Genomic DNA, 24,502 nt, shown 5'->3' with positions numbered 1-24,502 from the left:
GATGCTTCACAGATTATCGAAACCTCATGTCAATCGACAAAGACCCGCGTGTCCATCCATGAGCTTGCGCCCGGTTGCCGTTCGGTATCGACGTGCCCGGTCTGCATTTCAGTCAGGTTCAGCCCGGCAAAGCGGCCCATCGACCCGACTTCGTAGCGCGCATCCGCCATTGCCGGTCGGACGGCGCGTACACTGCCTATAATCGCGCCCGGTCACCACGGTGCGCATAGACCACGCGCCACGTCCGAGAGGAAGGTATTGAGCATGGAAGCGGTGGCAGTCATTGATTTCGAGACCACGGGGCTGTCGCCCGCGCAGGGCGATCGCGCCACGGAGATCGCAGCGGTCATCGTGGAGGACGGTCGTGTGGTCGACCGCTACCAGAGCCTGATGAACGCGGGCGTGCGGATCCCCGCCTACATCGAGGCGCTGACCGGGATCACGAACGCCATGGTCCGCAGCGCACCTTCGGCGGGCGAGGTCATGCGCGACGTCTCCGATTTCATCGGCGACATGCCGATCGTCGCCCACAACGCCTCGTTCGACGCCAAGTTCTGGGATGCGGAGCTCGCGCGCATCCAGCGCAGCAGGAAGCAGGACTTCGTGTGCTCGCTGCTATTGTCCCGACGCCTGCTGCCGCTCGCACCGAGCCACAAGCTGGGCGTCCTGGTCGAGTACGCCAAGCTGCCGGTCGCCGGGCGCTATCACCGCGCGCTGGCCGATGCCGAGATGGCCGCGAGCCTGCTGCTGCGGCTCGCGGATGAACTGCGGCTGCGGCATCAGGTGCCCAGCGTGTCGGTCGATCTGCTGCGCCAGATCCAGCGCGCGTCGAAGGCGCAGCTGCCAAGATGCCTGGCCGCTGCCCGGGGATGCTGATGCGCATGCGACGTGGGGCGCGGACAGGGACTCAGCGATGACGGCCCGCTTCACGCTCGCTCCCGACGAGATCGAGATCACCGCGATCCGGGCCCAGGGTGCGGGCGGCCAGAATGTCAACAAGGTGTCGAGCGCGGTGCATCTGCGCTTCGACATCGCGGCATCGAGCCTGCCCGAGGACATTCGCGCGCGATTGCTCACCCTGCACGACCATCGGATCAGCAAGGAGGGCGTGGTGATCATCAAGGCGCAGACGTTTCGCAGTCTGGAGAAGAACCGCGCCGAGGCGCTGCGCCGGCTGGAAGCGTTGATCGAGCACGCTGCAACACCCGCGAAGGTGCGCCGTGCGACCCGGCCAACCCGAGCGTCGGTCACCCGCAGGCTGGAGGGGAAGGCGAGGCGGGCGTCGATCAAGGCGGTGCGGGGGAGGGTGAGCGATTGAAGCGCGGCGGACGGCGCCGGGGAAATGACCAGATCGACGAATGAGGTTCTCCATGAAATGCATTGCTACCGCATTGGTCAGCCTTGGCCTTTGCCTTTCGAGTGGCCCGGCGCTGGCCAACACGGCTCCGGACGACGTCTCGAGCGGCCGGGCCTCGTTCCTGTTCATCGTCTTGCTGGCCGTTGTGGTGATTCTGATTGGCAAGACTGCGATCGCCATTGCACGAAACAAGATGGAAAGGGAGAACGCGGCCGCGAAGGCACAGGCTGAGCGCCAGGCGCAGAACAGCGAGTCTCAAGCCAGGGAATAGGGCGGGCTGCCGGACTGGCCCTCAGCGCGCGTCAGCGACGACGCGCTTCAGCCAGCCCCCGATGTCGGCGATCTCGGCCATGCACACCGAGTGGGGCATGGCGTAGGTCCGCCATTCGGGCTCGAGGCCGAGCGCCTGCAGTAGCGCCAGCGCCTGCTCCCCGAGTTCGAGCGAGACGACGTCGTCGTGGGTTCCGTGCGCGGCAAAGACCGGAATCTGCCGGTTCGCTTCGGCAAGGTCGTCGGTGATCAGCCTGGCGCTCGGAATGTAACTGGAGAGCGCCATGAGGCCCGCCAGTGGCGTGGGGTGTGTGAGCGCGCTCAGGTAGGCGACGGCGCCGCCTTGCGAGAAGCCCGCGAGGATGACGCGCTCGCTCGGGATGCCGCGCGCCGCTTCGCGCTCGATCAGGTGGCGGACGAAGGCGCGCGATTCGAGCAGGCCGGCTTCGTCGATCTGACGGGCGTTGGGCGCCAGCGAGATGATGTCGTACCAGGCGCGCATCACGTAGCCGCCGTTGCAGGTGACGGGGCGGAAGGGCGCATGCGGGAAGACGAAGCGCAGCGCCAGCCCCGCGGGGAGGCCCAGCTCCGGCACGATCGGCGCAAAGTCGCTGCCGTCGGCGCCCAGGCCGTGCATCCAGATGACCGACCACTGCGGGTTCGGGCCGGTTTCGATTTCGATGGGCGGGGTGTCGGTGGTGAAGGGGGTGTGTTCGGTCATCGTGGTCTCGGCAAGGGCTTCGTTGCGACGTGGGCCGGGGGGCTTTTCCCCAGCCGGTGGGGACAGGTGTGTGGGCGAGCTTGTGGATAAGGGGCGCGGCCCCTTGTCGTTCGTGCGTTTCCGGGGCACGCTCAATTTTGCGGCAGTTCGAGGCAGAGGGGATGCCTGCTGGCGGAAACCCTATAATGCGCCCCCGCCAAGACGATCGCGAAGCCGCCATGCGCCACAACCTGAAGGTCCCGTTTGCCGAGAAGGACCAGGCCAAGAAGCTGGGTGCACGCTGGGATGCCGCGCGCAAGCTCTGGTACGTCGAGGCCGGTCTCGACCTGGCGCCGTTCTCGCGCTGGCAGCCGACACCGCATGAGGCCTCGGCGTCCGCGCCCGTGCCCGGCCCGCGACGCAGCACCGCCACCAAGCCGATGACCGAGGCCAAGGTGCAGGTGGGCAGCCGCTTCGTGGCCCTGCCGCGGGTGTGCGACTGCCTGCCCTGGGAGGACTGCGACAAATGCCGGCTGCAGCAGTGGCCCGAGCCCCAGCCGCGGCGCTGAGCATGCAAGTCTATGTGCGCTCGATCCGCCTGATGAACGTATGCGCACGACACCCGTCCGAGACACCATGAACATCAAGAACCTCAAGACAACGACGTTCGCGCTGCTGCTGGCTGCCGGCGTGCAATCGGCGTGCACGACGACGGCCGACACGGCCAGCAGTGAGCCGCTGCAGTCCGTCCCCACGCTGGATGTGGCGCGCTACATGGGTACCTGGCACGAGATCGCCAAGTACCCCAACCGCTTCCAGCAGCAATGCGTCAGCAATACGCAGGCCGAGTACAGTCTGGCGGGTGAAGGGCGCGTGCAGGTCATCAACCGTTGCCAGGCCAGCGATGGCAGCGTGGTCGAAGCGGTCGGCACGGCGCGCCAGGTGGGTCCGGCCGACTCGTCGCAACTCAAGGTCCGTTTCGCCCCGGCGTGGCTGTCCTGGCTGCCCATGGTGTGGGGCGACTATTGGGTGATCGATCTCGACCCGGCTTACCAGCTGGTCGCAGTGAGTGAGCCGCGGCGCGAGTATCTCTGGGTGTTGTCGAGGACGCCTGCGGTCGACGAGGAGGTCTACCGCCGACTGCTCGCTCGCCTCGAAGCGCGCGGATTCGACCTGCAGCGCCTGCAGCGCAGCCCGCAGGATGCCGACGAGCCGGCCTCGCCCGAATAGGCGGCCGGTCCTTCGCCGCACATCCCAGCCCGGTCAGTCGCCGCCCCCGGTCGCAGGGGCGGCATATTGGCTCAGCTCGCGCGTAAGGCTTCGGCTTTGCGCGCGGCGTACCACAGGCTGGCTGCGACCGAGCAGGCGAGGATGGTGGCGACCACCGACAGCGACACCATGACCGGAATCTTCACCCACTCGACGATCAGCATCTTGGTGCCGATGAAGACCAGGATTGCCGCCAGGCCGTACTTGAGCAGCTCGAAGCGATCACCGAGGTCGGCGAGCAGGAAGTACATCGCGCGCAGGCCAAGGATGGCGAACAGGTTCGAGGTCAGCACGATGAAGGGGTCGGTGGTGATCGCGAAGATCGCCGGGATGCTGTCGACCGCGAAGATCACGTCCGAGATCTCGACCAGCACCAGGGCGAGAAAGAGCGGCGTCATCATGCGCACGCCGTCGCGCATCACGAAGAAGCGCTCGCCCTCGAGCTTCTCGGTGACCGGGTAGTGGTTGCGGATCCAGCGGATGAGCGGGTTCTTCTCGAGGTCCGGGTCGTGCTCGGAGAACCACGCCATCTTGATGCCGGTGACGACCAGGAAGGCGCCGAAGACGTACAGGATCCAGTGGAACTCGCTGATCAGCCAGCTGCCGGCGAAGATCATGATCGTGCGCAGCACGATCGCGCCGACGATGCCGTACAGCAGCACGCGGCGCTGCAGCTCGAGCGGCACCGCGAAGAAACTGAAGATCATCATCCACACGAAGACGTTGTCGACCGCAAGCGACTTCTCGACCAAGTACCCCGTGACGAAGGCGAGGGTCTTCTCGTTGGCCAGCGCGCGCCCCATGCTGCCGTCCAGGTACCACCACAGTCCGCCGGCGAACAGCATTGCCACCGTGACCCAGGCCAGCGACCAGCCTGCGGCCTCCTTCAAGGACACGCGATGCTGCCTGCCGCCACCGACGGCCAACAGGTCCACCAGCAACATCGTTACCACGATGGCGGCAAAGGCCGCCCACAACCACCACGTTCCGATCGATTCCATCGCACGCTCCGCACAAAAGGAAAAAGGGCCTGTTCCCGAAGGACACAGACCCCTACGTGCAGTCGTTGCACGGACCTTGCCCTTGGGCAAGGTCTCGCTTGCAACGGATTCTCTCGTTGCCCCCGGCACCGGGAGAGGGTCTGGCGACCGCTCTGCCGTGATGACGATGCCGGGGCGAAAAAGCTACTCCCCTTGATGGGCGGCGAGTCTATGCCGACCCGTGGCAAAGTCAAGGCCCATGACGGTCATCGCCCTGGCCCGAGGACTCCGAGGGTCTCGATCTTGATGGCTGATGGCCTCACTGCCCGTCGGCTGAGCGATCGGCCAGCGCCGCCCAGCGCAGCCACTGGCCACATGCCGAGCGTACGCCACGCAAGCTCCGATGCCACGGTCCCTCGATGCACACGCCGCGCACCGCGGCCGAGGCGACCTCGACCGTATCCGGCTCGACACCGGGTCGTCGTCGCCCATGCCAGCGGTTGCAGCTGATGCAGCGCTTGTCGCTGACCGCCTGGACTAAGGCCATCGTGCTTTCCTGCTTGGTCACCCTGAATTCCCGTTCGCGCCCGCGTCGCGAGCACCAGCAATGATTCTACTTGGGAGTGCCGCGAAGTTCATTGTGGCACCGCCCGCTGCGCGGGGGCATGTGCGGCGCTTCGGCGCCGATCGGGTGCGCCACGAGAGGGGGGCGCCGGACGCGAACCGCTTGATGCGGCGCTTGCGCCGGAGTGGCGAATCTTCGGTGAATTTTCGGCTGATGCGCCGGACGGACCCGCGTATCATGGATGCCTCTGAAACGAAGTGAGTCTGCGCATGACCATCGAGCTGAGTGAGCGCACCCTGCCAGAACTGGAGGCCATGCTTGCCGAGGTCGAGCGCGAGATCGCGGTGCGCGAGGGACTGGAGACCGAGCCGGTTGACGGCCTGGCGGCCGCGCCGGCGGCGGTCGACGAGCCGCAGGCCGCGCCCGAGGTGGTGCCTGCAGTGGCGCCCCCAGTGGCGCCGATTCGCTTCGTTCATCCCGCCAGCCGCGCCTTGACGTGGAATGGTGAGGGGGCGACGCCCGATTGGATCACGGCTTATCTCGCGCACGGCGGCTCCTGGAGTGCGCTGGAGAATGCAGCGGAAAAACTCGCGCAGAGTCACCATCGCCGCTCATCCTGATCGTGGCGCACGCTGAGTCGGGCTTCTGCCCCGCATCCCCCGGAGCGCGGTGCAGCCTGCGCGATCCGACAAGGACGTGACCATAACCGCAAGCCATGCCGCGCAATCCGCCTGGGTGCGCTGGCGGCGGGCACGCAGTGCCGTCATGGGGGTTCCGTTGCTCGCTTACCTGCAGAGCCTGCGCGACTGACTTGATTGCGCTCGGGCTGATGCAGGTGGCGCGCCGCGGGCCCTAGGCTGCGGGAGTGGCCGTGGCGGTGGCCGCTGTGGCGGGATGCGGGGCGACGACAACCCGGTTACGACCGGCCTGCTTGGCCTGGTACATCGCCATGTCGGCCCGCTTGAGGGCGGCGGTGAGACTCTCGCCGTCGCCCAGTGGGGTGACGCCAGCGCTGAAGGTGATGACCACCTTCTGCTGATCGGCCATGAAGAACTCCCGTGTCAGCTCCCGCTGCAGGCGGACGAGTGCCTGCTGGGCATCGCTGTCGGCCGTCTCGGGGAGCAGGATGACGAACTCTTCGCCGCCGAAGCGGGCGAGCACGTCCTGCGGGCGCAGATGCTGGCGGACGATGCGCGCCAGATGCACGAGGGCGTCGTCGCCGACCTCGTGGCCAAGGGTGTCGTTGAGCTTCTTGAAGTGGTCGATGTCAAGCAGCGCGACAGCCAGACGGCTACCGCGGCGCTGGGCGCGTGCGGCCTCCTTCTGGAACATCTCTTCAAGGCCACGCCGGTTCAGCGCGCCGGTGAGCTGGTCGTGGCGCATGAGGCGGCTGGTTTCCTCGAGCTGAGCCTGCAGGCTGGACACGCGCGACTCGGCTTCTCGCGCCTGTTCGCGGGCCGCGATCAGCTCGCCGCGCGAGCGCTGCGCCTCCTGCTGGATGCTGCGTGTTTCGGCCATGACCTCATCGAGGAGCGGGCCGATCTCGGCGATGTTCCTGGCCTGGGCGATGCGTTGCGCGCAGGTGCCGATGCGGTCGTGGTACGTACCGGTGCTCTCCGAGAAGCGCGCGAGTTGATCGACGAAGCCTGCCAGCATCTCGCGCAGGTGACGCTGCGTCTCGACCAGACTGTGCTTGAGCTGGCCCTGCTTGGAGATGAGTTCGCCGAGTCGCCGCGCGGCATCGTCGATCCTGCGCGGATCGGGCTTGCTATCGACGATCTCGCGCAGCATCTCGACCTGGCCGCTGAGCCATTGGTCGTCGAGCACGAGGTCGTCGATGTTGCGCAGCAACAGGCGCAGCAGTTCGAGCAGGCCGGCGCGCACCTCGGCGTCATCGGCGGCGGTGATCTCGATCTCCCGGGTGAGTTTGCGCAGGCGTTGGCCGATCGGGGGCAAGCTCGTGGCATCCCGACTCACCTCGAGCTCGGCGGCGATCGACCGAGCCTCCGCGCAGAGTTCGGCGTGGTCCGTGAGCAGCGCGGGAATTGCCTGGCGCAGGCTGATGCGCAGCAGATCACGCAGGGAGTCGATCAACTCGACGCTGCTGGCAGTACCGACCATGCGAGCGGTCGCGGTGCCTGCTCGGCTTGCGGCAGGGGGCGCCGACGCCGCGTCTTGTGCTTGGTCGGGTCCAGCGCCGCCGATAGCTGCAAGCTCCACCACGTTTGGCTCCGCGTCGATGCCGGATTGGTTCCAGCCACGCATCAGCCCCTGTAGCCGGGTGTACAGCGTGCTTGCGTCGGAGGCGTTGAGTACGCGGTCAAGCGATTCGCGCTTGCGCGCGGTGGTCCAGCCGGCGTGGCGCGCCTCCCATTGACGCAGCAGGTTGGCGATGACTTCATTCCAGGCGGGTTGCTCGACGGCCTTGAGTCCTTCGACATAGCGCTCGAGCGCGGTCTCGGCAGCCTTCGCCTGGCCGTCCGCTAGCGCCTGCTCGAGCTGGCGCAGCTGACGCTGACGGTCTGCAGTGTCACGCGGCAGTCGGCGCACGAGCTTGCGCAGCAAGGCCGCGGGCGACTCGTCCTCCCTGGCGCCCGAGCCTGCGATCTCGTGATAGAGCTTGCGGTAGTTGTCCGGTGTGGGTGCCACTCGACGCATGGCGAGCTGGCGAAGCGTCTCGCGGGCGATTTCTGAGGGATTGCTGAGCGCGGACATTGCGGACGGGACCTCGAGCAGGAGGGTGCAGGTCTCGCGATTATATAAGGGGCGGCCGCGAGCGGCAGTGCAAGCCTCCAGCCGATATGTCCGCGCATCGGGCGATGAAAAGAGCGCTCACCTCGGTGCGTTCTCGTCGGGCAGGTCATAGCGGTCCGCAACATAGGCGGGCCCCTTCATCACGAAGACGATGAAGGAACCGATCGCGACCGCGACCACGACCGTCCAGTGCAGCACGACCGCAGCAATGACCCAGATGTCGATCATCTGCAATGCACGTGCAGTCTCGACACTGGTGTCGCCCCACCACAGCAGGCGCGCAAGCAGTGAAACAGCCACACAGGCGGCGGTGCCCGCAAGCCCGATCAACGGCAGGCGTCGCAAGATGCACCGCTCGATGCCGGCCGGCTCGCTGCGTGAGTCGGGTAGTCGCTTCCAGCGCTTCTTCATGATGCGCTCCAGGAAAGTGAGCCGACGCGTTGCCATGCGGCGACAGCCGGCGAGAAAGGGCGGCGCCAGACTCCAGGAATGATTGTTGGCAAGGTCCTGCAAGGGGGGCGGGGGTAGAATGTCGGACCAGTCGCGAGGCCTTGCCGCTGTGGATTGCCCTGAGTCATCCAGTGTGCTGGTTGACGCCTGACCTTACTCCAGAGTTCTCGAACCGATGACCGCCGAACACACCTCCTCGCCCACCGCTGATCCGCAAGCAGCGCCGTCCGTCGAAGCCGCCAAACCCGCTCCTCGCCTCGAGCCCCGCGCGATGCTCAAGCGCCTGGAAGCAGAGTGCCCGGTATTTCGGGACTGCAAGCCTTTGGCGCTGAAGATCGACAACAGCATCATCGAGCGCTTTCCCGACTTCGAGCGCAAGACCCTGCGCATCGCGCTGCGTATGCATACTGCTTCCACGCGCTACTTGAAGGCTGTGGAGCGCAACACCCAGCGTTTCGACCTCGACGGTAACCCGGCCGGCGAGGTCACCGACGAGCAGCGGACCCACGCCAGCACGACGCTCAAGGAACGCTTTGCCGCCGTCGCCAAGCAACAGCGCGAAAAGCGCGAAGCCGAGGAGGCCGAACGCCGCAAGCAAGAAAAGCTGCAGCAACTGGTGAGCCGCTTCGGCCGCTGAAGCCGTGGGATCGCCTGGCTGCGTGCCCGAGGCCTGGCGGACACGGGCACAGGCGTGCGCTCGCCGGCAGGGCTTCAGGGGGTGTCGCGCTTGAGCGCTTCCGACCGCGTCAGCCATACGGCGGCACTGGCCGCGATGGCCACCGCAAGGCCACCCCCGACATGGCCGGTGCCAATCATGAGTCCCGCGAGCAGTCCTAGCGCCATCAGGGCACGTGTGTTGATCGATTGCATGTTCCGGTCTCCCGCATTGGTCTTGCTGTTCGATAACTGTATAGAAATACAGCTATCGATGCAAGCCGTGCGGGGCAGTCAGTTCGTCTGGCTTAGGCTATAATCCGCGTCCGTCGCCGGCATAGCTCAGTTGGTAGAGCAGCTGATTTGTAATCAGAAGGTCGTGGGTTCGATTCCTATTGCCGGCACCACCGACCATTGAAGCGACTGTTGAGTCAGAAATCTTTTGCAGTGCAAAAATAATTTGACTTTGGTTCAGTAGTCGCTTATAGTTTCGTTTCTCCGACGCGGGGTGGAGCAGTCTGGCAGCTCGTCGGGCTCATAACCCGAAGGTCGCAGGTTCAAATCCTGCCCCCGCAACCAAACAAAGCAAGAAGGCTCACGCACTCCGTGAGCCTTCTTGCTTTGTGCGTCTGGAAAAAGTGATTGGGCCTCTTCGCATGGCTGGCGCTGCGTCCTTCCCGCGGTGCTGCTGACGGGCTTTGCAGCGGCGAAGTCGGTTGCTAAGGTGAGCGCTGAGGGGGCTTGTAGGAGCCCGCATGGAAGCGCTGATCAGCGGAGGGCGGATGCTGTCGTTGCTGCACTGCGTGACCAAATCTTTCATCCGGCGCAGCTGGGGTTTTCACCCGGTGCGGTCGAGGGGGGCCGGCGCGATGGGGTGGATGCACTTGATGAATGATGGCGCGGGCGCTCTGGCGCTTGGGGTTGTCGGCACATGAGCGCCTTCCCCACGCCGCCTGAGCACGTGACTCGTGCCTTGCGCGAGCGTATCGAGATCGTGCCGTATGACCCCGACTGGCCGCGACGCTTCGAAGAGGAGGTGGCGCGGCTGCGTGCGCTTCTGCCGCCTGAGTCGATTGGCCGAATCGAGCATTTTGGCAGCACGGCCGTGCCCGGGCTTGCGGCGAAGCCGATTGTGGACATGTTGGTGGAAGTGCCGTCGATGAGCGAGGTTGCGCAGCGGATTGCGCCCTTGTTGCAGCAAAGGGGCTATGAGTACTTCTGGCGCCCCAAGGAGCCCGGCCTGCCGGGTATCGCATACGCCTGGTTCATCCGCCGTGGTGAGGGCGGGCGACGCACGCATCACATTCACTGCCTGGAAACGGGCTCGTCCGAGTGGGAGCGCCTGCTGTTCAGGGATTACCTGATCGCGCACCCGGAGGTCGCCGCGGAATACGCCGCGCTGAAACAGCGGATCGCTGCCGAGTTGCCCGACGACCGTGTCGCCTACGCGCAGGCGAAGGGCAACTTCATTGAGCGTGTCATGCGGCTTGCGCGTGCCGCCTGAAACGAGGCCAAGGCGAGGCGCCGGTCGGCGCCCCGCCATTGGGATTATTGAATCACATCCCCTGGTAGATCGGCCCTTCGCCACCTTGCGGCACGACCCAGTTGATGTTCTGGGTCGGGTCCTTGATGTCGCAGGTCTTGCAGTGCACGCAGTTCTGGGCGTTGATCTGCAGCCGCGGCCCGGCGGCTTCCTGCACGATCTCGTACACCCCGGCCGGGCAGTAGCGCTGCTCGGGGGCGTCGTATTTCGCCAGGTTGATCGCGATCGGCGCCGAGGCGTCTTTGAGCTGCAGATGGCAGGGCTGCTCTTCCTCGTGGTTGGTGTTGGACAGGAACACCGACGAGAGGCGATCGAAGGTCAGCACGCCGTCGGGCTTCGGGTAGGCGATCTTCGGACACTCGGCCGCTGGCTTGAGCTGGTCGTGGTCGGCGCTGTTGTGCAGCGTCCACGGCACCTTGCCCTTGAACAGCACCTGGTCGATGCCGAACAGCAGCGAGCCGACCCACAGGCCCTTCTTCATGTAGGGCTTGAAGTTACGCGTCTTGTGCAACTCGGCATGCAGCCAGGAGGCCTGGAAGGCGGCCGGATAGGCGTCGAGCGCATCGCGCTGGCGCGCCTTGCCGAGCGCCTCGAAGGCGGCCTCGGCGGCGAGCATGCCGGACTTGATCGCGGCGTGGCTGCCCTTGATGCGTGCGGCGTTCAGGAAGCCGGCGTCGTCGCCGATCAGCCCGCCGCCCGGGAACACCAGCTTGGGCAGGCTCTGCAGGCCGCCGGCGGCGATCGCGCGGGCGCCGTACTGCAGGCGTTTGCCGCCCTCGAGATACTTGCGGATCTCGGGGTGGGTCTTGTAGCGCTGCATCTCCTCGAAGGGCGACAGATGCGGGTTGGCGTAGTTGAGCCCGACCACGAAGCCCACCGCCACCAGGTTGTCCTCGAGGTGATAGACGAAGCCGCCGCCATAGGTGGCCTTGTCCATCGGCCAGCCGGCGGTGTGCACCACCAGGCCCGGGCGATGCTGCTCGGGCTTCACCTCCCACAGCTCCTTGATGCCGATGCCGTAGGTCTGGGGGTCGGCGCCTTCGCGCAGATTGAACTTCGCTTCGAGCTGCTTGCCCAGGTGGCCGCGGCAGCCCTCGGCGAACAGCGTGTACTTGGCGTGCAGCTCCATGCCCGGCTGGTGGTGCGGGCCGGGTGTGCCGTCACGGGCGAGCCCCATGTCGCCGGTGGCGACGCCCTTCACCGCGCCTGCCTCGTCAAACAGGATCTCGGCGCCGGCGAAGCCCGGATAGACCTCCACGCCCAGCGCCTCGGCCTGCTCGCCGAGCCACTTCACCACGTTCCCGAGGCGCACGATGTAGTTGCCGTGGTTCACGAAGCAGTCGGGCAGCAAGGCATTGGGCGCTTGGCGGGCACCGGTTTCGGACAGAAACAGCACCTTGTCCTCGGTGACTTCGGTGTTGAGCGGCGCGCCGCGTTCCTTCCAGTCGGGGATCAGCTCGGTGAGCGCCTGCGGGTCCATCACCGCGCCCGACAGGATGTGGGCGCCGATCTCGGCGGCCTTCTCGATCAGGCACACCGAAATCTCCTGGCCCTTGTCGGCGGCCAGTTGCTTCAGGCGGATCGCCGCCGCCAGCCCCGCGGGGCCGCCGCCGACGATCAGCACGTCGAATTCCATCGATTCCCTTTCCATCCTGTTCTCCTGTTCCCGGGTGGGAGGCAAAGCCCCCTTTTTTGCGATTGTAGACTTTTGCGTGGAGGCAGACGGGCGCGCGCGGAACGGCTCGCCCGAGCTCTGCACAACATACGGGTGCGTATGTTACATTAGCTCGCCAAACAAACAACAGGAGACTTCGGCATGAAGGAGAAGGCGAAGCTGATTTACACCACCCGCATCCCGGTGCGCTGGGGTGACATGGACGCCTACAACCATGTCAACAACACGGTGTATTTCCGCTATTTCGAGCAGACACGGGTTGAATGGCTCGAACAGGTGGGCAGCCGCGTCAGCCCCGACGAGCCCATCGGGCCGGTCATCATCAACGCCAGTTGCACCTTCCTTGCGCCGGTGAACTATCCTGCCACGGTCGTCATCAAGATGTACGCCGGCGAGCCGGGACGCTCGAGCGTGATGACCTGGTACGAACTATTTGTCGAGGGTGAGGACAAGCTGTATGCCGAGGGCGCGGCGAAGACGGTGTGGATGGACAACCGCAGTGGCAAGTCGGTCCCCATGCCCGATTTTGTGCGTGCCCTGTTCGAGCCGGCTGTGAACTGAATTTCTGTACCAGAACAAGAACGGGACGATCTGCCCGGCAGAGCGCGGATCGTCGATTGATGGAGAGGAGACATCGTGAATTCTGCTGAACAAAGACCCTTGTGGACCCCCTCGCCCGAGCGCATCGCCGGCGCCAACGTGACTGCCTTCCGGCTGGCCGCCGAAAAACGCTGGGGCGCGAACCTGCCCGACTATGACGCGCTGTACGCCTGGTCGGTGGCGCAGCCCGAGCAATTCTGGGTCAGCGTGTGGGAGGGCGACGGCGTCGGCGGGGGTGTCATCGGCCACCGCGGCGAGCGCGTGCTGGTTGACGGCGACAGGATGCCCGGCGCCCAGTGGTTCCCCGACGCCAGGCTCAACTTCGCCCGCAACCTGCTGCGCTCGCGCGACGCGCATGATGCGATCGTGTTCTGGGGCGAGGATCGGGTGTTGAACCGCCTCTCCCACGGGGAGCTGTATCGCGCGGTCGCCCACTTCGTCGCTGCGCTGCGCGAGATGGGGGTGGAGAAAGGCGACCGGATCGCCGCCTACATGCCCAACATGCCCGAGACGGTCATCGCCATGCTCGCCGCGGCGAGCATCGGTGCCATCTTCACCTCGGCCTCGCCCGATTTCGGCGTGCAGGGCGTGCTCGACCGCTTCGGCCAGACCGAGCCCAAGGTGCTGATCGCCTGTGACGGCTACTACTACGGCGGCAAGACCATCGACGTGCTGGGCAAGCTCGGCGACATCGTCAGCCAGCTGCCCTCGGTCAGGCGCGTGGTGGTGGTGCCCTATGTGCATGCCGAGCATGACCTGTCGCACGTGCCGCATGCGCGGATGTACGCCGACTTCATCGCCCCCTTCCACTTCGTCGATGACATCGAGTTTGCCGAGCTGCCCTTCGATCACCCGCTGTACATCATGTATTCCTCGGGCACGACCGGCGTGCCCAAGTGCATCGTGCATTGCGCCGGCGGCGCGCTGCTGCAGCACCTCAAGGAACACAAGCTGCACGGCGACGTGAAGCCGGGCGACCGCGTGTTCTACTTCACCACCTGCGGCTGGATGATGTGGAACTGGCTGGTCTCCGCGCTCGCCGCCGAGGCCACGCTGCTGCTCTACGACGGCTCGCCCTTCGCCGGCGATAACCAGATCCTGTTCGACTACGCCGACGCCGAACACATGACCCACTTCGGCACCTCGGCCAAGTTCATCGACGCTTGCGCCAAGTTCGGGCTCAAGCCGCGCGAGACGCACAAGCTCGACAGCGTGCGCGCGATGATGAGCACCGGCAGCCCGCTGGTGCCCGAAGGCTTCGACTACGTCTATCGCGACATCAAGGCCGACCTGCAGCTGTCGTCGATCTCGGGTGGCACCGACATCATCTCCTGCTTCGTGCTCGGCAGCCCGGTGCTGCCGGTGTGGCGCGGCGAGATTCAGTGCCGCGGCCTGGGCCTGGCGGTGGACGTGTGGGACGATGACGGCCGCCCGGTGCGCGGCGAGAAGGGCGAGCTGGTGTGCAGCAAGCCCTTCCCGGTGATGCCGATCGGCTTCTGGGGCGACGCCGACGGCAGCAAGTACCACGCTGCCTACTTCGATCGCTTCGACAACGTGTGGTGCCACGGCGATTTCTGCGAGATCACCGCCCACGGCGGGCTGATCATCTACGGCCGCTCGGACGCCACGCTCAACCCCGGCGGGGTGCGCATCGGCACGGCCGAGATCTACCGCCAGGTCGAGAAGCTTCATGAAGTCGTCGAGTCGCTGGTGATCGGTCAGGACTGGCCGCCGCAGAACCCCAATGACGTGCGCGTGGTGCTGTTCGTGAAGCTGCGCGAGGGGCTCATGCTCGATGACGAGCTCGTCAAGCGCATCCGTCAGACCATCCGCGACAACACCACGCCGCGCCACGTGCCGGCCAAGGTGCTGCAGGTGGCCGATATCCCGCGCACCAAGAGCGGCAAGATCGTCGAACTCGCGGTGAGAAACGTGGTGCATGGCCGTCCAGTGAAAAACCAGGAGGCACTGGCCAACCCCGAGGCGCTGGCGCATTTCCGCGACCGCGCGGAACTGGCCGGCTGATTAGGAGAACGAGATGCTGATGAACCGTGACAAATCCGCGCTGCTGATCATCGATGTGCAGGCAAAGCTCGCGCCCTTCATCCACGACAATGAAAGGCTTGCCGCCCATTGCGTTTGGCTGGCTCAGGTCGCCGGCCGCGTCGGCGTGCCCGTTGTGGTGACCGAGCACTTCCCGGACAAGATCGGTGCCACGCTGCAGTCGGTGCGCGCGGTCACCGCTGACGCGCAATACGTCAGCAAGCAGTGCTTCTCGGCGCAGGCCGATGGATGCCTCGACGGTACGGCGGTCGAGCAGCGCCGCCAGGTGATCGTGTGCGGGACCGAGGCGCATGTGTGCGTGCAGCAGACCGCGCTCGACCTCCGTTGGGCGGGCAAGGAGGTGTTCGTCGTCGCCGAAGCGTCGGGCTCGCGCGACCCCGCCAACCGCGACCTCGCGTTCGAGCGCATGCGCGGGCATGGGATCGAGATCGTGTCGCGCGAGATGGTGGCCTTCGAGTGGCTGCAGCGCGGCGGCACCGAGCTCTTCCGTGAGGTCAATCGCGACTTCATTCGCTGAGCGCAGCGCGGTGCAGCGATGACGCGGGGCCGGGCTCACACCCGGCCCCGCGTGCCGTTCAGGGCTCGATGGCGATGCCGCGCAGGGCCTCGCCGCGGCCCAGCGCACCGACCATGCGCGCCGCACCGGTGGCGAGGTCGACCCGGTACAGCGTGGGCTGCGGGGCCGCCCGGGTGCTGAAGACGGCGAGCGCGGTATTGGTGACATCCGAGATGTCGAAGTGCGCATCCGCGATGGCATCCACGCCGAGGGCGCCGACCGTGCGGAGCTGGCCGGTGTTGGGCGACACGATCGGCTCTTCGCCCTCGATCGAGCCCTGGCGGACCAGTGTCGCGGCGTTGGCGTCGATGGCGAAGTTGGTCGTCAGCTTTTCGTCTCGGGTGTTGTAGGTGTAGGCCGCCGCGATGATGCGGGGCGCAAGGCTGGCGCCAGCGCCGTCGTCCGCATAGGCAAGGGCGGCGTCGGGCCGAACCCCGTTCGTGTCAGGCGTGGCGTCCACCAGGGCGCCGGTTTGCGGATGGACGCGCAGGTTCTGGCGGCTGTCCGACACGATACGGATGCGGTCGGCGGCCGGGTTGAAGTCGAAGCCGAAACGCTGGCCGTCGAGCGCCAGCGGCGTCTCGCTCACGGGCTTGAGGGTGCCGCTGCCCACATCGACGGTAAAGACGCGCCCGGAGCTGCCGAGCGCGAACATCACGCCATGCGCGACGCGAAAATCGATGCCGAGGATCTGTTCCTCATTCGCAAGTCCGACGAGCTTCACGGAGTGGGTGATTTTTCCCGGTTCGGCGGCGGAAACGGCGATAAGCTCATGCCCGGCAGTAACCGCGAACAGTCTGATCCTGGCCAGCGCGTCGTCCGCGCAGGCCGGAGCGGCGAAGCTGGCGGCCGACAAAGCCAGGGCGGAGAGGCTCGGGCGGTTGAATGAAAGCGGCATCGGGGCTCCTTGGGAACGTGCGGTCGGGGAGGGGGCGGTTGCAGGACGCGACCGCGGCGTGAGCCGCGCAACGATAGAGCAGAGTCCGTACGAGGTGACGTGATCAAGTTGGCATTGCAGTCGAGTCAGTTCTTCCGCCTGTGTGGCGCATTGCTCGGGCTGCTGGCGGCGCACGCGGCCGGCGCGGCCGATGTGCGGGTCAAGGTCGTCGACCCGCAAGGCATGCCCCTCGAGCATGCGGCGGTCGCGCTCAAGCCGCAGGCCGGCGGCGCGCCGGCGCGCTCGCGCGAGGTCGATATCGTGCAGCATGAAAAGCGTTTCTTGCCGCTGATGACGGCGGTGCGGACAGGCACGGCCGTCCGCTTTCCCAATCTCGATACCGTGCGCCATCACGTGTACTCGTTCTCGCCGGCGAAGTCCTTCGAGCTCAAGCTCTACATCGGCACGCCCGCTGCGCCCATCGTCTTCGATACGCCCGGCGTGGTGGTGATGGGCTGCAACATCCACGACACCATGGTCGGTTACGTCGTCGTGTCGGATGCGCCCTGGGTGGGCGTCAGCGATGGCGAGGGCAGTGTGCGTTTCGAGGGCATTCCCGCAGGCGAGTACGAACTCGAGTACTGGCACCCGCGCTGGGTCGGTGCCGTCAATGAGCTCGTCCGCCAGCGTCTGCAGGTGGCGGAGGGGGTGGCGGCGACGCTCCGCCTGGTGATCGGGGAGCGTCCATGATGCGGCTGGGCTTCCGCCGCCTGCAATGGCGCATCGCGGCGTGGACGGCGGCAATCCTGCTGTCGGTGCAGGTCGGCGGCCTGTTCCTGTTCGAGCACATCGGCCGCAGCAGTGCCTTGCAGGAGGTGCGGGCGCAGCTCGACACCGGTGACCGGGTGTTTGCGCGCCTGCTGGACCAGCGCAGCGCGCAGCTCGCTCAGGCGGCGCGCGTGCTGGCGGCGGACTACGGCTTTCGCGAAGCCGTGCTGACGGGCGATCGCGACACCATCGCGTCGGCGCTGGACAATCACGGTTCGCGCATTGGCGCCAGTCTGATGCTCCTGCTCGGCCTCGACGGACAGACCCTGGCGGCCCACCCGGCGCGTCCCGAGGTGCAGTTCGACAGTCTGTCGCGCCTCATCGGCGATGCGCGCGAGCGCGGCAGTGCCACCGGTTTCCAGGCGGTGGACGAGGCCTTGTACCAGCTGGTGGCGGTGCCGGTGATGGCCCCGATGCCGGTGGCCTGGGTGGTGATCGGCTTTGTCGTTGACGAGGCCTTTGCGCAGGACCTCAAGCGACTTACCGGCCTCGATGTCAGTCTGCTGCTGCAGTCCCGGCAGGGCACGCCGGGTCTCGCGGTCAGCACGCTCCCGGTTGCACCGGCGCCGGCGGCCCTGCTGCATGCGGCCGACACCTCGCTGTGGATCGACGAGGTCGAATATGTCGGTTTCCGTCACGTGATCGAGGCGCAGGGCGATGCGACGGTGACGGCCGTACTGCAGCTGTCGCTCGCGCGTGCGCTTGCGCCCTGGGAGCGCCTCTATCGCGAATGGGCGGGGCTGTCGGCGCTCGCCACGCTGGCCATGCTGCTGGCCAGCGTGTGGATGGGGCGCACGATTGCGTCGCCGGTGACTCGTCTGGCCCAGTTTGCACATCGGGTCGAGGCGGGCGAGTATGGCGTCCCGCCCCAGGTGCGCCGGGGGGACGAGCTCGATCAGCTGGCCGACGCCTTCGGCTTGATGACCGAGGCCATCGCCAGCCGCGAGGCGCGCATCTCCGAACTCGCCTTCCGTGACGTTCTCACCGGCTTGCCCAACCGAGTGCATTTCATCGCCCAACTCGAGCGCCTGCTGGCGGCGGCAAAGGAGCCCGACCAGGAGCTTGCGGTGCTTACGCTGGATCTGGATCGATTCAAGCTCATCAACGACACGCTGGGTCATGCCTTCGGCGATCTCGTGCTGCAGGAGGTTGGTCAGCGCCTGCAGAAGGCGGGTGTGCGCAAGCGCGAGGTGGATACTGCGCTGTATGCGCCCGAGAATGCCGCCGCGCGGCTGGGCGGCGACGAGTTCGGGCTGCTCGTGCCGGGCGCGGACGCCTGGGCGGCACGGGTGGTGGCGGAGCGCATCGCCACCGCGCTCGAGCAGCCGATGACCCTGCAAGGGCAAATCGTCGATGTGCGCGCGAGCATCGGCATCGCGCTCTACCCCGCCCACGGCACAGAGGCCGGCGACCTCATGCGTTGTGCCGACGTGGCCATGTACAAGGCCAAGCAGGGCAACAGCGGGGTGAGCGTGTACGACCCGGTCCACCACAGCCGCAACGCAGCCCGGCTTTCGCTGCTGACTGAGCTGTGCCAGGCGGTCGAGGCCGACGAGCTGGTGCTCTATTACCAGCCCAAGTACGCCTTTCGCGCCGCCGAGGCGCTCAGCGTTGAGGCCCTGGTGCGCTGGGTTCACCCGCAGCGCGGCTTCGTGCCGCCGATGGACTTCATCCCCTTTGCGGAGCAGACCGGCTACATCAAGCACATCACCCTTTGGGTGATGGACCGGGCGATCGGCCAGTGCGCCGAGTGGCGTCGCGCTGGGCGCAAGGTTTGCGTCGGACTCAACCTGTCGGCGCGCGATCTGCTGCAGGCCGAGCTCCCCGACCACTTCCGCGTCATGCTCGAACGGCACGGTTGCGATGCGAGCTGGATCACGCTCGAGATCACCGAAAGCGCCGTGCTCGACGATCCGCGCAAGGCGCTGACCAATCTCGAGCGCCTGCGCGCCACCGGCTGTCAGCTGTCGATCGACGACTATGGCACCGGCTATTCCTCGCTGTCCTACGTGCGCCAGATGCCTGTCCAGGAGATGAAGATCGATCGCAGCTTCGTGATGAACCTCATCACCCAGGCCGATGACGAGATCATCGTCCGGTCGACGATCGAGCTGGCGCACAACATGGGGCTGGTGGTGACCGCCGAAGGCGTCGAGACCGAGGCCATCCTGCGTCGTCTGGGCGAGCTGGGATGCGATCTGGCACAGGGCTACTTCATCTCGCGCCCGGTTGCAGCGGACGAGCTGGAGGTCTGGATGGAGCGCTCTCCCTGGGCGCGCGGCGGTGAGCATCTGCTCGTGCGAGGCGAGTCCGTGGCCGTCTGACCTAGGGAAAACGCGGCTTACCCTTCGTCCCGCCTTCGCTTAGCCTCACAGGCTGTTCCACGGCGAGGTGACATCGGCATCCGGCACTCACACCGCTGGATCGGGCCGTTTTGCCGTTTGCCTCGCCGTGTCCAGACCGACACCAAGGAGGCGACATGGATAAGAGGGAGCAAGGTCGACTGGCCGCACAGGTCGATGCGGTGCTTGAGCAGATCGTGGCGCGCCTGCCGGCCGATCAGGCCGCGACCGTGGGGGAGTTTGCCAGGCGCTTCTTCGCGCAGGTCGATCCCGAAGATCTCGAGGATCTGCCGGTTGCCGACCTCTACGGGGCGGTGCTCAGCCAGTGGCATTTCGCTGCGCGCAGGCCCGCGGGCAGCCGCGTGCGCGTCTCCAACCCACGCCTCGACGAATACGGCTGGGAGTGCCCACACACCGTGATCGAGATCATTGGCGAGGACATGCCTTTCCTGGTCGATTCGATCACCATGGAGGTGGCGCGTCAGGGGCTGACCCTGCACCTGATCATCCATCCGGTGATGAACGTGGTGCGTGACGACCAGGGCAATCTGCTTCGCCTGGCCGAACGCGGCGAGCATGCCGAGGGCGTGCGCGCGGAGTCGATCATGCACTTGGAAGTCGATCGGCGCAGCGATCCGGCCGACCTGCAAAGCCTGCAGCAGGGCATCGAACACGTGCTTGCCGACGTGCGTGCGGCGGTCACCGACTGGCCCGCGATGCGTAGTCGCCTGGTCGACATCATCGACGGGCTGGGCAAGGCCCCGGCCGGCGTTGACGGCGCCGAGACCGACGAGGTGCGCGCTTTCCTCGAGTGGCTGGCGAGCGACAACTTCGTGCTGCTCGGCGCCCGCGACTACACACTGGTGAACCGCGAGGAAGGCAACGAGCTCCACGTGGTTCCCGGTTCCGGCCTGGGCCTGCTGCACGGCGAAGGCGAGGAGGGCGCCTCGCGCTCTTTCGCCGCGCTGCCGCCGCAGCTGCGCGCGCAGGCGCACCTGCCCAAGCTGCTTACCCTCACCAAGTCGAATTCGCGCTCGACCGTCCACCGGCCGGGCTACCTCGACTTCATCGGCATCAAATCCTTCGACAGTGAAGGGCGGGTCAATGGCGAGCGCCGCATCATCGGCCTGCTGTCCTCGACCGCCTACAGTGCCAGCCCGCGCCAGATTCCCCTGTTGCGCCGCAAGGTTGACGCCGTGTTCGAGCGCGCGGGCCTGCTGCCGGGGGGGCACGCGGCGAAGGCCCTGATGACCCTGCTCGAACGCTATCCGCGCGACGAGCTTTTCCAGATCCAGCCGGAAGAGCTCTACAGCCACGCGATGGGCATCCTGCGTCTGGGCGAACGCCTGCGCACCCGGCTGTTCGTGCGTTGCGACCCCTTCGCGCGCTTCGTGTCCTGCCTCATCTATGTGCCGCGCGAGCACTACAACACCGACCAGCGCAGGCGCATGCAGGCGGTCCTGGTGGACGCCTTCAACGGCAGCTCGGCCGAGTTCGACGTGCAGTTCTCGGACTCCGCGCTGGCGCGCATCCTGATCACCGTGCGCACACCCGATGGCAACATCCCGCCCTTCGACACGCGTGAACTCGAGCAGCGCCTGATCCGCGCCTCGCGGCGCTGGGAGGACGAGTTGCAGCAGGCCCTCATCGAGCAGTGTGGCGAGGAGCGCGGCTTGGCGCTAATGCGGCGCTACGGTGCGGGCTTTCCGGCCGGTTACCGCGAGGACTACTCGGCGCGCATGGCGGTGTTCGACATCGAGCAGATGGAGGCCCTGGGCGACGCCGAAGCGCTTGGCCTCAACCTCTACGTGCCGCTGGAAGCACCCGCGGGGCGGCTCAACCTGCGCCTGTACCACCTCGACGGTCCGGTGCCGCTGTCGCAGAGCCTGCCCATGCTCGAGCGCATGGGGGTGAAGGTGATGGACGAGCGCCCCTCCGACATCCAGCGCCAGGACGGCCGAACGGTGTGGCTGCACGACTTCGGCCTGCATTTCGCCGGTGCCGAAACCCTGAACATCCATGCCTTGCGGCCCTTGTTCCAGGATTCCTTTCTGCGCGTCTGGCGCGGCGAGGTCGAGAACGACGATTTCAACCGCCTGGTATTGCTTGCAGGGCTGTCCTGGCGCGAGGTGGCGGTGCTTCGCGCCTATGCCAGGTACATGCGGCAGGCGGCGTTCACCTTCAGCCAGGCATACATGGAGCAGACGCTGGCGGCCTATCCGCAACTGGCGCGTGCGCTGTTCGAGCTGTTCCGTGCGCGCTTTGACCCGGCTCTCGAGGACGGGCGCGCGGCCGACTGCGAGGCGCGGGTGGCGGTGATCGAGCAGGGGCTCAACAACGTGGCCAACCTCGACGAGGACCGCATCCTGCGCCAGTTCCTGGCGATGATCCAGGCGACATTGCGCACCAACTGGTTCCAGCGTGACAAGGAGGGCGCGACCAAGTCCTACACCTCGTTCAAGTTCTCGCCGGCGAAGATCCCCAATCTGCCGCAGCCCTTGCCGATGTTCGAGATCTTCGTGTACTCGCCACGGCTCGAGGGCGTGCATCTGCGCGGCGGCAAGGTGGCGCGCGGCGGGCTGCGCTGGTCGGACCGCATGGAGGATTTCCGCACCGAGATCCTCGGCCTGGTGAAGGCGCAGATCGTCAAGAATGCCGTGATCGTGCCGGTCGGTTCGAAGGGCGGCTTCGTGGTCAAGTGCCCGCCGGCCGAGGGCGGGCGCGAGGCCCTGCTCGCGGAAGGCGTGGCCTGCTACCGCAACTTCCTGCGCGGGCTGCTCGATGTCACCGACAACCTGGTGCAGGGCGCGGTGGTGCCGCCTGCCGACGTGGTGCGCCACGACGAGGACGACCCCTATCTGGTGGTGGCCGCCGACAAGGGCACGGCGAGCTTCTCCGACTATGCCAACGAGGTGTCGGCGGAGTACGGCTTCTGGCTCGGCGATGCCTTCGCCTCGGGTGGTTCGGTCGGCTACGACCACAAGAAGATGGGCATTACGGCGCGCGGTGCGTGGGAGGCGGTCAAGCGCCACTTCCGTGAGATGGGCACGAACATCCAGGAAGAGCCGTTCACGGTTGCCGGCATCGGCGACATGTCGGGCGACGTGTTCGGCAACGGCATGCTGTTGTCAAAGCAGATCCGCCTGGTCGCGGCCTTCGATCATCGCCATGTCTTCATCGACCCCGATCCCGATCCGGCACGGGGCTGGCAGGAGCGGGCGCGCCTCTTCGCGCTGCCGCGCTCGAGCTGGGACGACTACGACAGGTCGCTGATCTCGGCCGGCGGCGGCGTGTGGCCGCGCAGCGCGAAGTCGATCCGGCTGTCGCCCGAGGTGTGTGCGGCGCTGGACATCGAGGCCGAGAGCCTGACGCCGACCGAACTGATCCGCGCCATCCTCACCGCACCGCTCGACCTCCTCTACAACGGCGGCATCGGCACCTACATCAAGGCTGCGAGCGAGACCGACGCCGCCGTGGGCGACCGCGCCAACGACGCCGTGCGGGTCAATGGCGCCGACCTGCGCTGCAAGGTGTTCGGCGAGGGCGGCAACCTGGGGGCGACTCAGCTCGGCCGCATCGAGTTCGCACTGAAGGGCGGGCGGGTCAATACCGACGCCATCGACAACTCGGGCGGTGTGGATTGCTCGGACCACGAGGTCAACATCAAGATCCTGCTCGGCGGGGTGGTGGCCGAGGGCGAGCTGACCATGAAGCAGCGCAACCAGCTGCTGGCCGACATGACCGACGAGGTCGCCGCGCTGGTGCTGCGCGACAACTATGCGCAGACGCAGATCCTGTCGATGACGCGCAGTCGCGCTGCGGCCCTGCTCGACGAGCAGGCCGAGTTCATGCGGCGCCTGAGCCATGCCGGGCGGCTCAACCGCAAGCTCGAGTTCCTGCCGATGGACGAGGAGCTGCAGGAGCGCAAGGCCAGCCGCGTCGGACTGGTGACGCCCGAACTGGCGGTGCTGCTCGCCTACAGCAAGATCGAGCTGTACGACGAGGTGCTGGCGTCCAACGTGCCCGAGGACCCGTACATCCGCACCGCCCTCGAGCGTTATTTCCCGGCGCCGCTGCGCGCGCGCTTCGGGGCGCAGATCCAGGCCCACCCGTTGCGGCGCGAGATCATCTCGACCCACGTGGTCAATAGCATGGTCAATCGGGTCGGGCCGACCTTCGTCAGCCGGCTCAAGGGGGAGCTGGGCGCGTCCTCGCCCGACATCGTGCGCGCCTACATGGCTACGCGCGAGGTCTTCGGCCTGGTGGCGCTGTGGCGCGACATCGAAGGGCTGGACAACCAGATTGCCAACGCGGTGCAGACCGAGCTGATCGGCGAGTCCGACCGCCTCGTGCTGCGGGGCACACTGTGGTTCCTGCGTCATCGCCAGTGGCTGGCCGACCTGCAGGCCACGCTCGCGCATTTCTCGCCGGGCGTGGCCGCGCTCGCCGACGGCCTGGCCGACTCGGTCGGCCCGGCCTATCGCGTCGAGCTCGAGCAGGCGATCGCGCATCGGGTGGAGCAGGGCGTGCCGCTGGGGCTGGCGCAACGCGTTGCGGCGCTCGAGGAACTCTATTCCGGTCTCGATCTGGTCGAAGTGTCGGTCGAGAGCGGGCGCGACGAGGCCACCGTAGCGCGGGTCTATTTCGCCCTCGGGGGCGATCTCGACCTGCACTGGCTGGGGCGCCAGATCTCGGGACTGCCGGCCGAGACGCGCTGGCAGGCACTCGCCCGCAGCGCCTTGCGCGGCGAGCTGTCCGCCCTCGCCCGGGCGCTCGCCAGCGACGCCTTGCGGCTGGCGGATGCTGCGACGGGAGTGGATGAGATCCTGTCCGCCTGGCAGGCCAAGAATGCGATCCCGCTCGAGCGCTATCGCCACCTGCTGGCGGAGATCCGGTCCGCCCCGAGCATCGACATGGCGATGCTGTCGGTCGTGTTGCGCGAGTTGCGCGGCATGGGCTGAAGCGGCATCGGCGAGTCGCCGCCGGCGGGTCGCCGGGGATGGCCGATCGGCCGGACT

General features: G+C 66.7%; 24 protein-coding genes and 2 tRNA genes. 17 read left to right on the top strand and 9 right to left on the bottom strand.

Features of this window, described 5'->3' with window-relative positions; all coding sequences use genetic code 11:
- Positions 1–29 precede the first annotated feature (29 nt).
- Positions 30–170, bottom strand: a complete 141-nt coding sequence (locus ACMV5O_RS13265; RefSeq protein WP_416163892.1) for a hypothetical protein — start codon at positions 168–170, stop codon at positions 30–32.
- A gap of 94 nt (positions 171–264) precedes the next feature.
- Between ACMV5O_RS13265 and ACMV5O_RS13260 the strand changes: the two genes are divergently transcribed.
- From ACMV5O_RS13260 to ACMV5O_RS13250, 3 genes are read left to right on the top strand one after another with little or no spacing between them, the layout of a single operon-like run.
- Complete coding sequence (locus ACMV5O_RS13260) at positions 265–876, top strand: PolC-type DNA polymerase III (RefSeq protein ID WP_416163891.1); 612 nt, start codon at positions 265–267, stop codon at positions 874–876.
- Positions 877–913: 37 nt separating this feature from the next.
- Positions 914–1,318: an alternative ribosome rescue aminoacyl-tRNA hydrolase ArfB gene (gene arfB / locus ACMV5O_RS13255; protein WP_416163890.1), complete on the top strand. Its 405-nt coding sequence runs from the start codon at positions 914–916 to the stop codon at positions 1,316–1,318.
- A 52-nt stretch (positions 1,319–1,370) separates the two neighbouring features.
- Positions 1,371–1,628: a hypothetical protein gene (locus ACMV5O_RS13250; RefSeq protein ID WP_416163889.1), complete on the top strand. Its 258-nt coding sequence runs from the start codon at positions 1,371–1,373 to the stop codon at positions 1,626–1,628.
- Between the two features lie 21 nt (positions 1,629–1,649).
- On the opposite strand, the gene ACMV5O_RS13245 is transcribed toward ACMV5O_RS13250, so the two are convergent.
- Positions 1,650–2,348 (bottom strand): alpha/beta hydrolase, encoded by a 699-nt coding sequence (locus tag ACMV5O_RS13245; RefSeq protein WP_416163888.1) that lies wholly within the window; start codon positions 2,346–2,348, stop codon positions 1,650–1,652.
- A gap of 218 nt (positions 2,349–2,566) precedes the next feature.
- On the opposite strand from ACMV5O_RS13245, the gene ACMV5O_RS13240 reads away from it, so the two are divergent.
- Both ACMV5O_RS13240 and ACMV5O_RS13235 read left to right on the top strand, forming a co-directional pair.
- Positions 2,567–2,896, top strand: a complete 330-nt coding sequence (locus ACMV5O_RS13240; protein ID WP_416163905.1) for a DUF5710 domain-containing protein — start codon at positions 2,567–2,569, stop codon at positions 2,894–2,896.
- Between the two features lie 67 nt (positions 2,897–2,963).
- Positions 2,964–3,557, top strand: a complete 594-nt coding sequence (locus tag ACMV5O_RS13235; protein WP_416163887.1) for a lipocalin family protein — start codon at positions 2,964–2,966, stop codon at positions 3,555–3,557.
- Between the two features lie 71 nt (positions 3,558–3,628).
- Here the strand turns inward: ACMV5O_RS13235 and ACMV5O_RS13230 are convergent, their stop codons facing one another.
- Both ACMV5O_RS13230 and ACMV5O_RS13225 read right to left on the bottom strand, forming a co-directional pair.
- On the bottom strand, positions 3,629–4,597 hold the full coding sequence (locus ACMV5O_RS13230; RefSeq protein ID WP_416163886.1) for a TerC family protein: 969 nt from the start codon (positions 4,595–4,597) through the stop codon (positions 3,629–3,631).
- Between the two features lie 298 nt (positions 4,598–4,895).
- A complete protein-coding gene (locus tag ACMV5O_RS13225) occupies positions 4,896–5,123 on the bottom strand; it encodes a hypothetical protein (protein WP_416163885.1) in 228 nt (75 codons plus the stop codon).
- 287 nt (positions 5,124–5,410) lie between these two features.
- Between ACMV5O_RS13225 and ACMV5O_RS13220 the strand changes: the two genes are divergently transcribed.
- Complete coding sequence (locus tag ACMV5O_RS13220) at positions 5,411–5,761, top strand: DNA-binding protein (protein ID WP_416163884.1); 351 nt, start codon at positions 5,411–5,413, stop codon at positions 5,759–5,761.
- A gap of 232 nt (positions 5,762–5,993) precedes the next feature.
- Here the strand turns inward: ACMV5O_RS13220 and ACMV5O_RS13215 are convergent, their stop codons facing one another.
- Both ACMV5O_RS13215 and ACMV5O_RS13210 read right to left on the bottom strand, forming a co-directional pair.
- The gene (locus ACMV5O_RS13215) at positions 5,994–7,856 is read right to left on the bottom strand and encodes a diguanylate cyclase (RefSeq protein ID WP_416163883.1); all 1,863 of its coding nucleotides are present in this window, start codon (positions 7,854–7,856) and stop codon (positions 5,994–5,996) included.
- Positions 7,857–7,973: 117 nt separating this feature from the next.
- Positions 7,974–8,306 carry a hypothetical protein gene (locus ACMV5O_RS13210; RefSeq protein ID WP_416163882.1) on the bottom strand — a complete coding sequence of 111 codons (333 nt, stop codon included), beginning with the start codon at positions 8,304–8,306 and terminating at the stop codon, positions 7,974–7,976.
- A 214-nt stretch (positions 8,307–8,520) separates the two neighbouring features.
- Between ACMV5O_RS13210 and ACMV5O_RS13205 the strand changes: the two genes are divergently transcribed.
- Positions 8,521–8,982 (top strand): ProQ/FINO family protein, encoded by a 462-nt coding sequence (locus ACMV5O_RS13205; protein ID WP_416163881.1) that lies wholly within the window; start codon positions 8,521–8,523, stop codon positions 8,980–8,982.
- A gap of 74 nt (positions 8,983–9,056) precedes the next feature.
- Here ACMV5O_RS13205 and ACMV5O_RS13200 read toward each other — a convergent pair whose 3' ends face one another.
- The gene (locus ACMV5O_RS13200) at positions 9,057–9,215 is read right to left on the bottom strand and encodes a hypothetical protein (RefSeq protein WP_416163880.1); all 159 of its coding nucleotides are present in this window, start codon (positions 9,213–9,215) and stop codon (positions 9,057–9,059) included.
- Between the two features lie 115 nt (positions 9,216–9,330).
- On the opposite strand from ACMV5O_RS13200, the gene ACMV5O_RS13195 reads away from it, so the two are divergent.
- The 4 genes from ACMV5O_RS13195 (at position 9,331) to ACMV5O_RS13180 (ending at position 10,503) form a co-directional block, all read left to right on the top strand.
- Positions 9,331–9,406 (top strand) — tRNA-Thr (locus tag ACMV5O_RS13195).
- Between the two features lie 95 nt (positions 9,407–9,501).
- A tRNA-Met gene (locus tag ACMV5O_RS13190) sits at positions 9,502–9,578 on the top strand.
- A 176-nt stretch (positions 9,579–9,754) separates the two neighbouring features.
- A complete protein-coding gene (locus ACMV5O_RS13185) occupies positions 9,755–9,934 on the top strand; it encodes a hypothetical protein (RefSeq protein ID WP_416163879.1) in 180 nt (59 codons plus the stop codon).
- Complete coding sequence (locus ACMV5O_RS13180; RefSeq protein ID WP_416163878.1) at positions 9,931–10,503, top strand: GrpB family protein; 573 nt, start codon at positions 9,931–9,933, stop codon at positions 10,501–10,503. The genes ACMV5O_RS13185 and ACMV5O_RS13180 overlap by 4 nt, the downstream gene beginning before the upstream one ends.
- Positions 10,504–10,555: 52 nt before the next feature.
- On the opposite strand, the gene ACMV5O_RS13175 is transcribed toward ACMV5O_RS13180, so the two are convergent.
- Positions 10,556–12,193 carry an electron transfer flavoprotein-ubiquinone oxidoreductase gene (locus ACMV5O_RS13175; RefSeq protein ID WP_416163877.1) on the bottom strand — a complete coding sequence of 546 codons (1,638 nt, stop codon included), beginning with the start codon at positions 12,191–12,193 and terminating at the stop codon, positions 10,556–10,558.
- Positions 12,194–12,358: 165 nt separating this feature from the next.
- On the opposite strand from ACMV5O_RS13175, the gene ACMV5O_RS13170 reads away from it, so the two are divergent.
- From ACMV5O_RS13170 to ACMV5O_RS13160, 3 genes are all read left to right on the top strand, one after another.
- Positions 12,359–12,778, top strand: coding sequence for an acyl-CoA thioesterase (locus tag ACMV5O_RS13170; RefSeq protein ID WP_416163876.1), 420 nt, complete (start codon positions 12,359–12,361; stop codon positions 12,776–12,778).
- 75 nt (positions 12,779–12,853) lie between these two features.
- A complete protein-coding gene (locus tag ACMV5O_RS13165; protein WP_416163875.1) occupies positions 12,854–14,842 on the top strand; it encodes an acetoacetate--CoA ligase in 1,989 nt (662 codons plus the stop codon).
- A gap of 13 nt (positions 14,843–14,855) precedes the next feature.
- Positions 14,856–15,398 (top strand): isochorismatase family protein, encoded by a 543-nt coding sequence (locus ACMV5O_RS13160; protein ID WP_416163874.1) that lies wholly within the window; start codon positions 14,856–14,858, stop codon positions 15,396–15,398.
- 58 nt (positions 15,399–15,456) lie between these two features.
- On the opposite strand, the gene ACMV5O_RS13155 is transcribed toward ACMV5O_RS13160, so the two are convergent.
- Positions 15,457–16,293, bottom strand: a complete 837-nt coding sequence (locus ACMV5O_RS13155) for a DUF4394 domain-containing protein (RefSeq protein WP_416163873.1) — start codon at positions 16,291–16,293, stop codon at positions 15,457–15,459.
- A gap of 141 nt (positions 16,294–16,434) precedes the next feature.
- Here ACMV5O_RS13155 and ACMV5O_RS13150 point away from each other — a divergent pair, with 141 nt between their 5' ends.
- The 3 genes from ACMV5O_RS13150 to ACMV5O_RS13140 all read left to right on the top strand — a co-directional run bounded on the left by ACMV5O_RS13150 (position 16,435) and on the right by ACMV5O_RS13140 (position 24,445).
- Positions 16,435–17,064, top strand: a complete 630-nt coding sequence (locus ACMV5O_RS13150; RefSeq protein WP_416163872.1) for a methylamine utilization protein — start codon at positions 16,435–16,437, stop codon at positions 17,062–17,064.
- The gene (locus ACMV5O_RS13145; protein WP_416163871.1) at positions 17,061–19,466 is read left to right on the top strand and encodes a putative bifunctional diguanylate cyclase/phosphodiesterase; all 2,406 of its coding nucleotides are present in this window, start codon (positions 17,061–17,063) and stop codon (positions 19,464–19,466) included. Before ACMV5O_RS13150 ends, ACMV5O_RS13145 begins: the two co-directional genes overlap by 4 nt.
- Before the next feature lie 155 nt (positions 19,467–19,621).
- Positions 19,622–24,445 carry an NAD-glutamate dehydrogenase gene (locus tag ACMV5O_RS13140; RefSeq protein WP_416163870.1) on the top strand — a complete coding sequence of 1,608 codons (4,824 nt, stop codon included), beginning with the start codon at positions 19,622–19,624 and terminating at the stop codon, positions 24,443–24,445.
- Positions 24,446–24,502: the final 57 nt, after the last annotated feature.

It is taken from the genome of Thauera sp. WH-1 (assembly GCF_047806685.1).
Lineage (GTDB): Bacteria > Pseudomonadota > Gammaproteobacteria > Burkholderiales > Rhodocyclaceae > Thauera.
The sequence above is the reverse complement of the archived record's forward strand: the minus strand, read 5'-3'. Positions and strand labels throughout refer to the sequence as shown.